This window comes from Micromonospora sp. BL1, assembly GCF_003667485.1.
Lineage (GTDB): Bacteria > Actinomycetota > Actinomycetes > Mycobacteriales > Micromonosporaceae > Micromonospora > Micromonospora tulbaghiae.
Genome location: NZ_RCVK01000351.1, coordinates 12,214 through 24,179, shown reverse-complemented (window position 1 = coordinate 24,179; position 11,966 = coordinate 12,214). Strand labels below are relative to the sequence as shown.

Annotated in this window: 9 protein-coding genes; 4 read left to right on the top strand and 5 right to left on the bottom strand. The window is 74.0% G+C overall.

The window, feature by feature from the left end:
- Positions 1-30: 30 nt before the first annotated feature.
- Positions 31-762, bottom strand: a complete 732-nt coding sequence (locus EAD96_RS26410; protein WP_121686162.1) for a DUF2470 domain-containing protein — start codon at positions 760-762, stop codon at positions 31-33.
- 67 nt (positions 763-829) lie between these two features.
- Between EAD96_RS26410 and rpsD the strand changes: the two genes are divergently transcribed.
- Positions 830-1,438: a 30S ribosomal protein S4 gene (gene rpsD, locus EAD96_RS26405; protein WP_047892216.1), complete on the top strand. Its 609-nt coding sequence runs from the start codon at positions 830-832 to the stop codon at positions 1,436-1,438.
- Between the two features lie 4 nt (positions 1,439-1,442).
- On the opposite strand, the gene EAD96_RS26400 is transcribed toward rpsD, so the two are convergent.
- Both EAD96_RS26400 and EAD96_RS26395 read right to left on the bottom strand, forming a co-directional pair.
- Positions 1,443-3,233, bottom strand: coding sequence for an ABC transporter ATP-binding protein (locus EAD96_RS26400; RefSeq protein WP_120568848.1), 1,791 nt, complete (start codon positions 3,231-3,233; stop codon positions 1,443-1,445).
- Between the two features lie 55 nt (positions 3,234-3,288).
- On the bottom strand, positions 3,289-5,133 hold the full coding sequence (locus EAD96_RS26395; protein WP_233586182.1) for an ABC transporter ATP-binding protein: 1,845 nt from the start codon (positions 5,131-5,133) through the stop codon (positions 3,289-3,291).
- A 217-nt stretch (positions 5,134-5,350) separates the two neighbouring features.
- Here EAD96_RS26395 and EAD96_RS26390 point away from each other — a divergent pair, with 217 nt between their 5' ends.
- From EAD96_RS26390 to EAD96_RS26380, 3 genes are all read left to right on the top strand, one after another.
- Positions 5,351-5,980: a TIGR03085 family metal-binding protein gene (locus EAD96_RS26390; protein ID WP_120573669.1), complete on the top strand. Its 630-nt coding sequence runs from the start codon at positions 5,351-5,353 to the stop codon at positions 5,978-5,980.
- 129 nt (positions 5,981-6,109) lie between these two features.
- Positions 6,110-7,057 carry a terpene synthase gene (locus tag EAD96_RS26385; RefSeq protein WP_121686160.1) on the top strand — a complete coding sequence of 316 codons (948 nt, stop codon included), beginning with the start codon at positions 6,110-6,112 and terminating at the stop codon, positions 7,055-7,057.
- A gap of 137 nt (positions 7,058-7,194) precedes the next feature.
- Positions 7,195-9,021, top strand: a complete 1,827-nt coding sequence (locus tag EAD96_RS26380) for a long-chain fatty acid--CoA ligase (RefSeq protein WP_121686159.1) — start codon at positions 7,195-7,197, stop codon at positions 9,019-9,021.
- A gap of 63 nt (positions 9,022-9,084) precedes the next feature.
- Here the strand turns inward: EAD96_RS26380 and EAD96_RS26375 are convergent, their stop codons facing one another.
- Together EAD96_RS26375 and EAD96_RS26370 are read right to left on the bottom strand one after the other, a co-directional pair.
- Entirely contained in the window at positions 9,085-10,392 is a 1,308-nt protein-coding gene (locus tag EAD96_RS26375) for a low temperature requirement protein A (protein WP_199733308.1), read from the bottom strand.
- 75 nt (positions 10,393-10,467) lie between these two features.
- Positions 10,468-11,919: a PLP-dependent aminotransferase family protein gene (locus tag EAD96_RS26370; protein ID WP_030271948.1), complete on the bottom strand. Its 1,452-nt coding sequence runs from the start codon at positions 11,917-11,919 to the stop codon at positions 10,468-10,470.
- Positions 11,920-11,966: the final 47 nt, after the last annotated feature.

The following is an 11,966-nucleotide window of genomic DNA, read 5'->3' as shown; positions in this document are numbered from 1 at the left end:
CGCCGGCTCCGGCAGCCGGGACGGCGCCGCTCAGGCCGCGGCCCGGGGGCAGAGCATCGGGTGCAGCAGGCGGGACAACTCCGCCACGTCGGCGACGGGTCGGGGGAAGGCGAGCCGGGCCCGCCGGGTCGCGCCGGGCCGTCCGTGCGCGACCAGCAGCCCGTACCTGTCGATCCGGACCACCCGGGGAACCTGGTCGCCGGGCAGGGCGAGCCGCCGCCGCAGGTAGTCGCCGACCTGCTCGGCGTGGTGGTCGGCCAGGTCGGCCAGCAGGTCGGCCTCGACCGGGTGCAGCGGGTCCGGCTCGGCCTCCGCGAACGCCTCCGGGTCGACCCGGCACACGCGCCCGGCGCGCTCCCAGCGGGCCTCGGCCACCTCGAAGCGGTGCAGGTGGAACCGGCGGCCCACGTCGAGCAGGTCGCCGACCGGATCGGTGGCGGCGAAGTCGACCGCCGCGTCGCGTGCCTCGTCCCCGTCCAGCCGGGCGGCCCAGCCGGAAACCCAGGCCCGGCCGAGCGAGGGCGCACCGGCGGCCGGCGGCAGGTCGAGCACGTCGAGCACGGTGGCCACGTCGGTGTCGCCCGCCGGCGGCACGAGCGCCGCGGCGAGGTCACTGACCACGGGTACGAGCAGCAGCACCCGCCCGTCCGGGTCGACGGCGTGCCGGACCTGGTGCGGGCCGGGATGCCGGGCCAGGTGAACGAGGGCGGGCAACCGGCCCGCGACCAGGGTTCGCACGATCTCCACCGGGCTGGGCCGCATGATCCCGACCTCCTCAATATAGGTTAGGCTTACCTAAGAAGCAGGCTAGACGATCGGAGACGTCGACGTGAACCACCCCCGGCCCAAGGCCCGGCTCTCCCGCGCCCTCGGTATCCCGCTGACCCGCAAGTGCGTGCGGTACTTCGAGCGGCGCCCCTATCCCCCGGGCGTGCACGGCCGGTCCCGCCGCACCACCTCCGACTACCAGGTGCGGCTGCTGGAGAAGCAGCGGCTGCGCCACCAGTACAACGTCAGCGAGGCCCAGCTGCGCCGGCTGTTCGACGAGGCCGCCCGGGGCGCCGGCAAGACCGGCGAGACGCTCGTCGCGCTGCTGGAGCGGCGCCTCGACGCGGTGGTGCTGCGGGCCGGGCTGGCGCGCAGCATCTACCAGGCCCGCCAGCTCGTCGCGCACGGCCACATCACAGTCGACGGGCGCAAGGTCGACCGGCCGTCCTACCGGCTGCGGCCCGGCCAGGTGGTCGGCGTACGCGAGCGCAGCCGCGCGCTGCCGCCGTTCCAGCTCGCCGCCGCCGGCGCGCACGCCGACGCGCAGCCCCGGCCGTACCTGTCGGCGCAGCCGGCCGAGCTGCGCGCCACGCTGGTGCGCGAACCGGCCCGGCACGAGGTGCCGGTGGTGTGCGACGAGCAGCTCGTGGTGGAGTTCTACTCCCGCTGACCGGTTACCGGGTCTGCTCCAGCCAGGAGGCGTACAGCAGGGCGTAGACCGAGTCGGTGTCGCGGACCAGCTCCTCGTGCGGGCCGCGCTGCACGATCCGGCCCCGGTCCACCACGATCACCTCGTCCGCCGCCTGCGCGGTGGACAGCCGGTGCGCGATGGCGAGCGTGGTCCGGCCCCGGGTCACCGCGTCGAGCGTCCGTTGCAGGCGGACCTCGGTGGCCGGGTCGACAGCGCTCGTCGCCTCGTCCAGCACCAGCAGGTCCGGGTCCGCGACGTACGCCCGGGCCAGCGCCACGAGCTGCCGCTCGCCGACGCTCAGCGCCTCCCCGCGCTCGCCGACCGGCGTGTCCAGCCCGGACGGCAGCCCGTCCAGCCAGTCGGACAGGCCCAGCTCGCCGAAGGCGGCGGTGAGCCGCTCGTCGGTCAGGTCGGGGCGGGCGAAGCGGACGTTCTCCCCGACCGTGGCGTCGAACAGGAAGCCGTCCTGCGGCACCATCACCACCCGGGAGCGCAGCGAGTCGAAGCGCACCTGCCGCAGGTCGACCCCGGAGAGCAGCACCGCGCCCTCGGTCGGATCCATCAGGCGGGTGAGCAGCTTGGCGAACGTGGTCTTGCCGCTTCCGGTCTCGCCCACCACCGCCACCCGGCTCTTGGCCGGAATGTCCAGCGTCACGTCGTGCAGCACCGGCGGCCCGCCGGGGTAGGCGAACGTCACGCCGGCGAACCGGGCGTCCAGCGGCCCCGGCGGCAGCTCCCGCCCCTGCTCGCCCGGGTCGGCCACGTCCGGGGAGACGTCCAGCACGTCCAGCACCCGGCGCCAGCCGGCGATCGCGTTCTGCGCCTCGTTGAGCACCTCGGTGGCGATCTGCACCGGCTGGATGAACAGCGTGACCAGGAACAGGAACGCGGTGAGCTGACCGATCGACAGCGTGCCGTCGACGCCCAGGCTGACCCCGACCACCACCACGCCGGCCAGCGCCAGCCCGGCGGCCAGCTCCCCCACCGAGCTGCCCATGATGCTGATCCGGATCGCCCGCTGCTGGGCCACCCGCTGCCCGTCGATGGCCGTGTCGAGCCGCCGCGCGGTGCGCCCGGCGATGCCGTACGCCCGGATCACCGGCGCGCCCACCACGCTCTCGCCGATCGCCCCGAGCAGCGTGCCGGTGCGCTGCCGCACCAGCCCGTACGCCCCGGCGAGGCGGCGCTGCAACTGCCGGATCACCAGCACCGCCGGCGCGAACGCGACGAGCACCACGAGCGTCAACTGCCAGGAGTACGCGAGCATCACGGCTGTGGTGACCAGCAGCTGGCCCAGGTTGACGATGAGGATCACGCCGCCCCACTGGAGGAACTGGGTGATCTGGTCGACGTCGCTGGTGACCCGGGAGACGAGCGAGCCGCGCCGCTCGGACTGCTGGTGCAGCATGGACAGGTCGTGCACGTGCCGGAACGCCCGGGTGCGCACCCCGGCCAGCGCGGTCTCGCTGACGGTGAACAGCCGGCGCATCATCAGGTAGCCGCAGATGGTGGTGACCACCAGCACCCCGGCGGTGATCGCCACGGTGAGCGAGATGACGTTCAGGTCGAGCCCGCCGACGATTCCGTGGTCGATGCCGCGCTGCACCGCCACCGGCACCGCGACCCGGCCGACCATGTAGACCAGCGCCAGCGCCAGCGTGCCGGCGAGGCCGGTGCGCAGCTCCGGGGAGAGCGCCAGCCCGCGCCGCAGCGTCCGCCAGGTCGACTCGGTGGTCTCGGTGTTCCGGTCCGCCTCCGCCGTGGTCGCGCTCACCGGGCCCGCCGTTCATTCGCGACTGCGGGGCTCCGCTCCGCTGCACTCCTCGCGCTCACCGGTCCACCTCCAGGCCCGAGGTCAGCGGCGTGACCTCGTCGTACGTCCGATTCTGCTCGCGTTCCTGCTCGGCCTGCTCGTACGCGGTGACCAGGTCGGCGTAGCCGGGCACGGTGGCCAGCAGCTCGGTGTGGGTGCCGCGGGCGACCACCCGGCCCTGCTCCACGTAGATCACCTCGTCGGCGAGCGCGATGGTGGCCCGGCGGTACGCCACCACCAGGATCGACGCCGGGGCGCCGCCGTCGGTCGGCGCGCGCAGCCCGGCCAGGATGGCCGCCTCGACGCGCGGGTCGACGGCGCTCGTGGCGTCGTCGAGCACCAGCAGCCGGGGGCGGCCGGCGAGCGCCCGGGCGAGCGTGAGCCGCTGGCGCTGCCCACCGGACAGCGACGTGCCCCGCTCGCCGACCATGGTGTCCAGCCCGTCCGGCAGCGCGGCCACGAAGCCGTCCGCCTCGGCCAGCCGCAGCGCCGCCCACACCTCGTCGTCGCCGATGCCGGCGCGGTCGAGCGCGATGTTGGCCCGGACCGTGTCGTCGAAGACGAACGGCACCTGCGCCACGAGCGCCACCGTGCCGGCGAGCGAGGCGGCGGTCAGCTCCCGCACGTCCACGCCGTCCAGCGTGACCCGTCCGGCGCCCGGGTCGACCAGCCGCACGGCCAGCGACGCGATCGTCGACTTGCCCGCACCGGTGGGGCCGACCAGGGCGACGGTCTTCCCGGCCGGCACGGTGAACGTCACCTCGCCGAGCACCTGGGCGCCGGGCAGGTGCGCCTCGGCCGGCTCGTACGCGAAGTGCACGTCGTCGAAGGCGAGCGTGGCGGGCTCGCGGGTGGCCGGGTCGAGCGTCCTCGTGCCGTACGGCATCTCGCCGGTGGCGTCCAGCACCCGGCGGACCCGGTCCCAGCCGGCGACGCTGCGCGGCAGTTCGGCCAGCACCCAGCCGATCGCGCGGACCGGGAAGGCCAGCACGGTGAACAGGAACGCGACGCTGACCAGTTCGGTCACGCTGATCGCGCCCTGCCGCAGCCGGATCGCGCCGACCACCAGCACGGCGAGCGTGCCGAGGCTGGGCAGCGTCTCCAGCAGCGGGTCGAACACGCCGCGCAGCCGGCCGACCGAGATCAGCGCGTCGCGCAGCTCACCGGCGCGGGAGGCGAAGCGGGCCGTCTCCTGCGCCTCGCGGCCCATCGTCTTGACCACCAGCGCGCCGTCGAAGCTCTCGTGCGCGATGCCGCTGACCTCGGCCCGCAGCCGCTGTGCCCGGGCCTGCCGGGGCGCCATCCGGCGGGAGTAGACCACGTTGAGCGCGAACAGCGCGGGGAACACGGCGAGGCCGACCAGGGCCAGCGCCCAGTCGGTGAAGAACAGCGAGGCCACCGCGCCGACGAGCATCACCAGCGTGCCGACCGCGAACGGCAGCGGCGCGATCGGGTACCAGGCCGCCTCCACGTCGGAGTTGGCGTTGGACAGCAGCGTGCCGGTGGAGTTGCGGTGGTGCCAGGCTAGCGGCAGTTCCAGGTAGCGGCGGGTGACCCGGCGACGGTAGGCGGCCTGGAGCCGGTACTGCATGTAACCGGCGCCGAGCCGGCGGCCGAAGATGCCGACGACGCGCAGCACGCTGATGCCGAACAGCGCCGTCGCGGCCAGCGCCAGCGCCCCTTCCGCCACCTCGCCGCGCTCCACGGCCGGCACCACCACGTCGCCGACCACCGCCCCGACCACGTACGCGCTGGCGATCACCAGGAGGCCGAACAGCACGCTGCCGCTCACCGCGACCGCGAAGATCCGCGGCTGTTCCCGGATGGCCCGGCCGAGCACCCGTAGCCCTCTGCCGAGCACGTCCCGACTTGTCCCGCTCGCCACGCTCTCCCCCGCCGTAAGCCGCAGTTTTCTCCCCCATCCTTACCGCTCGCCGCCGGTCCCGCCGACCCGGCCGGGATATGTCCGCCGTCACGTTCCCGCCGGACCTGGGTGGAGGGCGGCCGGAACCGGTCCGGCGGCGCGGTCCCGCCGGGCGTGGCGCGCCGATCGGCCGGAACGGGCCTACGATCGGACCATGCCGCGGTACGCCCGAACGGAGCGCGAGGCGCTCGCCGACCTGATGCTGGAACTGGGACCGGACGCACCGACTGTCAACGAGGGGTGGACCACCCGTGACCTGGCGGCGCACCTGCTGGTGCGGGAGCGCCGGCCGGACGCGGCGGGCGGGATCCTGCTGCCGCCGCTGCGCGGCTACGGCGAGTCGGTCCGCCGGCGCATCGCCGCCGGGCCGTACGCCGACCTGATCGCCCGGGTACGCCGTCCCCCGGTGTGGAGCCCGGTCAGCAACCCGCTCACCGACGAGCTGGCCAACGGGATGGAGTTCTTCATCCACCACGAGGACGTGCGGCGCGCCCGGCCGGGCTGGCACCCGCGCGACCTGCCCGCCGGGCAGCAGGCGGTGCTGTGGAAGCGGGCGTCCCTGCTGGCCCGGATGGCGCTGCGGCGGTTCCCGGCCGAGGTGCTGGTGCAGGCCCCGGGGCACGGCGAGCTGCGGGCCGGCGCAGGCGGCGAACGGCTGCGGGTGGTGGGCGCGCCGGGCGAGCTGGTGCTGTTCCTCACCGGACGGCAGCGGGTGGCCCGGGTCCAGGTGGACGGTCCGGCCGAGCGCGCCGAACGTCTGCGTACCGCCGAACTGGGCTTGTGACCGAGGGTGTGCAGCCGATCGCCGGCTGACAGTGGACAGTGGACACCCGAACGTCGATAACGGTTACGTCCTCCCGTACGCTCCTGCGCACCGGCCCGACCCCGCGGGGCGGCGGACAGGGGGACGACGATGCGCGACTTCGCCCTCTCGGCACTGCACGAACCGCCCTTTCCCTCCCGGCGTCACCCAGCCGTCGACCAGGCGGCCGCGGAGAGCGCCGCCTGGGTACGTGACTTCGGCCTGGTGGAGGACCAGGCCGGCCGCCGGCGGCTGGCCGGGGCGCACGCGGCGGAGCTGGCCGCTCGCGCCTGCCCCGAGGCGTCGCCGCACGGGCTGCGCCTGCTCACCGACCTGATCAACTGGCTGTTCGTGGTGGACGACGCCTGCGACGACGACGGGCTCGGAGCGACGCCCACGCTGCTGGCGCCGACGCTCGCCGCGCTGCTGGGGGTGCTCGACCGGCACGGCGACCCGGACGCGCCGGCGCCCGCCGACGGACCGATCGCCCTGGCGCTGCACGACCTGTGCCGGCGGGCCCGCGACCGGGGCCGGCCGGCCCACCTGCTGCGCCTGGTCAGCCAGTTGCGGGAGTACCTGCTGGCGCTGCTCTGGGAGGCCGCCAACCGGGAGCGCCGGCGGGTGCCGGGGGTGGCCGAGTACACGCAGATGCGCCGCCACACCGGCGGGGTGCGTCCCAGCTTCACGGTGACCGACCTGGCCCGCCCGTCCGCGCCCCGCGCCGACCAGCGGGTCGCGCCGGCGCTCACCGTCCTGGACACCCTCGCCACCGACCTGGTCTGCTGGTGCAACGACCTGTTCTCCTACGGCAAGGAGCGCGGCACCGCCCCGGAGGCGCACAACCTGGTCACCACGATCGCGGGTGAGACCGGGCAGGACGAGTCGGCGGCGCTGTACGCGGCGGCGGACCGGTTCAACAAGGCCCTCGCCACGTACGCGGAGCGGGACGCGGCGCTGAGCGTCGTGGCCGACGAGGGGATGCGGGTCTTCCTGGACACCCGCCGGGACTGGATCAGGGCCACCTACGACTGGTCCCGCGCGGCCAGCCGGTACGCCTGAGCGGTTCCAGCAGGCGGACCGGTGGCGACTCGACCGATCGGGGCTAGCCGCTGGCCGGGTGCAGGCAATACCCTTCGGTAACCGCAGACCGGCGTGACCCCCGTCACGTCCCTCCACCCCTGAAGGCGGCTACAGCGATGGCTCTCGATGTACCGTACCGTTCCGTACCGGACATGTTCCTCAAGCGCGTGGCGGATTCCCCCGACCGGCACGCCTTCGCCCACCCCGCACCCGACGACTCGGGCCCGGTCTGGCTGACGTGGGAGCAGGTCGGGCAGCGCGCCAAGGCGATCGCCGCCGGGTTGCACGGGCTCGGTGTCGGCCTGGAGAACCCGGTCGCGATCCTGGCCAACACGCGCCTGGACTGGGTGCTCGCCGACTTCGGCATCATGTGCGCCGGTGGGGCGACCACCACCGTCTACCCCACCACCGAACCCGACGACGCGGTCTACATCATCGCCGACTCCGGTTCGAAGGTGCTCTTCGCGGAGAACCCGGCCCAGGCGGCGAAGATCGCCGGGGCGGACCTGCCCGCGCTGACCCACGTCGTGCTCTTCGACGGCACGCCCGACCCGGCGGCGGCCGTCCCGCAGCTCACCCTGGCCGAGCTGGAGGAGCGCGGCGGCGCCGCGCTGAGCGCCGAACCGGACCTGATCGACATGCTGGTCGCCGGCATCGGCCCGGACCACCTGGCCACGCTGATCTACACCTCGGGCACCACCGGCCGCCCGAAGGGCGTGGAGCTGCTGCACGGCGGCTGGTGCTGGGAGGGCGTGGCGCAGGCCGAGCTGGGCCTGCTGCGCGTCGACGACCTGCAGTACCTGTGGCTGCCGTTGTCGCACTCGTTCGGCAAGACGCTGCTCTGCGGCGCCACGCACGTCGGCCTGCCCACGTATGTCGACGGCCGGGTGGACAAGCTCGTCGACCTGCTGGGCGTGGTGCAGCCGACGCTCATGTGCGGCGCGCCCCGGGTCTTCGAGAAGGTCTACAACAAGGCGGTCACCACCGCGCAGGGCGCGGGCGGCGCCAAGGCCAAGATCTTCGCCTGGGGCGTCGCGGTCGGCAAGGAGAAGGTCGCGCTGGAGCAGGCCGGCAAGCCGGTCCCGGCCGGCCTGCGGATGAAGTACGCGGTGGCCGAGAAGCTCGTGTTCAGCAAGCTCCAGGCCCGGCTCGGCGGCCGGATGCGGGTGCTGGTCTCCGGCGCGGCACCGCTGAGCAAGGAGATCGCCACCTTCTTCGCCGCCGCCAACCTGCCCATCTCGGAGGGCTACGGCCTGACCGAGACCAGCGCGGGCGCGTTCGTGAACCCGCCGGACGGGCTGAAGATCGGCAGCGTGGGCCGCGCCATGGGCGACCTGGAGTGCCGGATCGACACCGACGGCGAGGTCCTGCTGCGCGGCAAGCCGGTCATGCGCGGCTACCACAACCTGCCCGAGGAGACCGCCGCCGCGTTCACCGAGGACGGCTTCTTCCGCACCGGCGACATCGGCACGCTCGACGCCGACGGCTACCTGCGCATCACCGACCGGAAGAAGGATCTGGTCAAGACGTCCGGCGGCAAGTACGTCGCGCCGTCGCACATCGAGGGCATGTTCAAGGCGGTGTGCCCGTACACCTCGCAGGCGGTGGTGATCGGGCAGGCGCGCAACTACTGCACCATGCTCGTCACGCTGGACCCGGACGCGATCAAGGGCTGGGCCGCCGGCACCGCGCTGGAGGGCAGCGACTACACCACGATCGTCACCTCCCCGCAGGCGCGGGAGATGGTCGAGGGGTACGTGGCCGAGCTGAACGCCAAGCTCAACCGCTGGGAGACGATCAAGAAGGTGTCGATCCTCCCCCGTGACCTCACCATCGAGGACGGCGAGGTCACGCCGTCGCTGAAGATCAAGCGCCGCAGCGTGGAGACGAACTTCGCCTCCGAGATCGACAAGATGTACGAGGGCACGCTCGCCGAGCTGTAGTCCGCATCGCCGTACCGTCGCGCCGGCCGTGCCCCACCGTCCCGGGGCACGGCCGCGCGCCGTTCACAGGTGCCGCTGCCGCCAGTGGCTCTGCTCGGCCTCGGCGGCGATCTGCTCCTCCAGCGCGAGCTCGCGTACCCGGCGCCGGTGGCCGTCCTCGGAGCGGGTCTCCCAGGCGACGCCCGCGCCGGTGATCACCCCGAGCACACCGAGCGCGATCAGCTCCGGGATGCGGAACACGAACGGGCCGACGACCGCCAGCGCCACCACCGTGAGCAGCAGCGGCCGGTGCACCTCGCGCAGCGCGAGCCACCAGCACCCGGCGAGGCTGAGCAGGTGCAACGCCACCCCGCCGAACAGGATCGCGCCCCAGAAGCCGCCCAGCGGCAGTCCCCAGGAAGGCGTGTTCGGGTCGGCGGCCTCGGCCAGCAGGTCCTTGAGGCCGAGCGCGTAGAGGATGATTCCGGCCACCATCGGCAGGTGCATGAACGTGTACACGTCGCGCGTCATCCGGACCCGGGTGGCCTCGTCCCGGGCGTGGTGCAGCGCCTGCTCCATCGCGAAGGCGAGCGTGTCGAAGTACGCCCACCACAGCGCCGCGACGACCACGATGCCGAGCAGCGCCGACACCGCCACCGGCCCGGTCAGCGGCAGCCCGTGCTTCGGGCCGAAGCCGAGCGCGATGATCGACTCGCCGAGTGCGACCAGCACGATCAGCGCGTGCCGTTCCGCCCAGTGCCCGGCGGAGACCACCACCCACCACTGGCGGGCGAGCGTCACCCCGCCGACGTACTCGACGAGCAGCGCCAGCGTCCAGAGCGCCAGTTGCAGCGGGATCGAGAACCGTTCCTGCGGCAGCCGCGTCGGCACGGTTCCGGCGATGACCAGCAGCACCGTGGCGACGGTCGGGAACACGGCGCGCAGGAGCAGCCGGCGGCGCCGGACCGGGTCGGCGCGGTCCACCCAGCCGAAGACCGTGAGCTGGGCCATCCGGATCACGAAGTAGCAGCCGGCGAAGACCAGCGGGCCGGGCAGCCCGCCGGGGAGGTCCTCGAACGCGCTGGGCTCGCTGAGAACCAGCATGAACGTCGCCGCCACGGTGACGAAGCCGACCAGCGGCAGCACGCCCTGGTCGGCACGGAAGAAGTTGCCCATCCGGGCGAAGCCGGTCCACGACCACCAGAGCAGCGCCAGCACCAGCAGGAAGCGGTACAGGTTGGCCGGCGTGAGCTCCGAGGCGGTGAGCGTGGTGACGTTCAGGAACGCGAAGACGAAGACCAGGTCGTAGAAGAGCTCAAGCCGGGTGGTGCGGGAACCCGGGGCGGCGGACCGCACGGTCCACGACCGCCGGACACCGCTCCCGTTCCCCACTCGGGCAGTCTGCGGGCACCACCCGTCCCGCAGCCGCCGTTCGGCGCATTCACCACCGGAACGGGCACCGCCCGCTCAGGCGATGACGCTCGGCTCCCGCCACTGTGGCCGGCTGGTGCGGTCCAGGTCGTAGCGGACCGCGGCGAGGCGCCCGACCGCCTCCACCAGCTCGTCGGCGGGCAGCGTGAAGGGCAGCCGCAGGAAGCGTTCCAGCGTCCCGTCCAGGCCGAACCGTGGGCCGGGCGCCAGCCGTACGCCGACCTCCTCGGCCGCGCGGGCCAGCGCGCTGGAGATCGGGCCGTCCAGCTCGGCCCAGAGCGTGACGCCGCCGCTCGGTACCCGTACCCGCCAGTCGGGCAGCCGGTCGGCGAGCGCGGCGACCAGGGCGTCCCGCTGGGCGACGAGCTGCGCCCGGCGGGCGGCCACGATGGCCGGCGCCTCGGTGAGCAGGTGCACGGCGACGAGCTGGTCGAGCACCGGGCTGGCCATGTCCACTCCGACCCGGGCCGCTGCGAGCCGCTGCACCTGGGGCGCGGAGGCGCGTACCCAGCCGATCCGCAGCCCGCCCCAGTAGGGCTTGCTCATGCCGCCGATGCTGATCACCCGGGAGTGCCGGTCGAAGACGGCCACCGGCGGCGGCAGCGTGGTGTCGTCCAGCGGCAGGTCGACGAAGGACTCGTCGACCACCAGGTCGGTGCCGGCCGCGTGGGCCGTCCCGACGAGCCGCTCGCGCAGGTCGGCGGCCATCAGGTGGCCGGTCGGGTTCTGGAACTCGGGGATCACGTACGCGAGCTTCGGCCGGGTCTGCCGGAGGCTGCCGAGCAGCAGTTCGGCGTCCCAGCCCTCGTCGGACAGGCCGTGCGTGGCGATCCGGGCCCGCCGGGCGGACAGCGCGGCCAGCGCGTTGGGGTAGGTGGGCGACTCGACGAGCACCGCGCCGCCGGGCGACAGGGCCAGCCGCAGCACCAGGTCCAGCGCGTGCTGGGTGCCGCTGGTGACCATGATCTGTTCCGGGCTGGTGGGCAGACCGCGCTCGGTGTAGGCGCGGGCCACCGCCTCGCGCAGCTCGATGATGCCGGTCGGGTGGTAGCCGGCACCGCCGAGGTAGCGGGGCAGGTCCTCGGCCGCGGCCCGGGCGGCCGGGACGAGCTGCGGGGGCGCGGACAGCGCGGCCACGCCGAGGTCGATCATGTCGCGGTCGTCCAGCGGCGTCCACAGCCCGGTGCTGGCCACCCGGTGCCCGCCGGGCAGCATGGTCCAGCTCCCCGCGCCCCGGCGGCTGGCCAGGTGGCCGCTCTCCCGCAGTTCCCGGTACGCGGCGGTGACGGTGGTCCGGCTGATCCGCAGCGCCTCGGCCAGTTCCCGCTCGGCCGGCAGGCGTACCCCGAGTGGCAGCCGCCCGTCGGCGAGCAACCCGCGGACGGCGCCGGCGAGCGCGGCGTAGTCGGGGCTGCGCCGACGGCCCGGCAGGGCGTGCCACTGGCCGAGGAGTCGCGCCAATTGGACGCCGCGCACCTGGCTGGTCATGGCCACACCTCCGAAATTGGCACCCTTGATGACCGCGATTGGCCCCT

Coding starts and splice junctions, on each gene's coding strand:
- EAD96_RS26390 (WP_120573669.1), top strand. CDS start 5,351: ATGCCGCGGTACGCCCGAACGGAGCGCGAGGCGCTCGCCGACCTGATG.
- EAD96_RS26370 (WP_030271948.1), bottom strand. CDS start 11,919: ATGACCAGCCAGGTGCGCGGCGTCCAATTGGCGCGACTCCTCGGCCAG.
- EAD96_RS26410 (WP_121686162.1), bottom strand. CDS start 762: ATGCGGCCCAGCCCGGTGGAGATCGTGCGAACCCTGGTCGCGGGCCGG.
- EAD96_RS26385 (WP_121686160.1), top strand. CDS start 6,110: ATGCGCGACTTCGCCCTCTCGGCACTGCACGAACCGCCCTTTCCCTCC.
- EAD96_RS26380 (WP_121686159.1), top strand. CDS start 7,195: ATGGCTCTCGATGTACCGTACCGTTCCGTACCGGACATGTTCCTCAAG.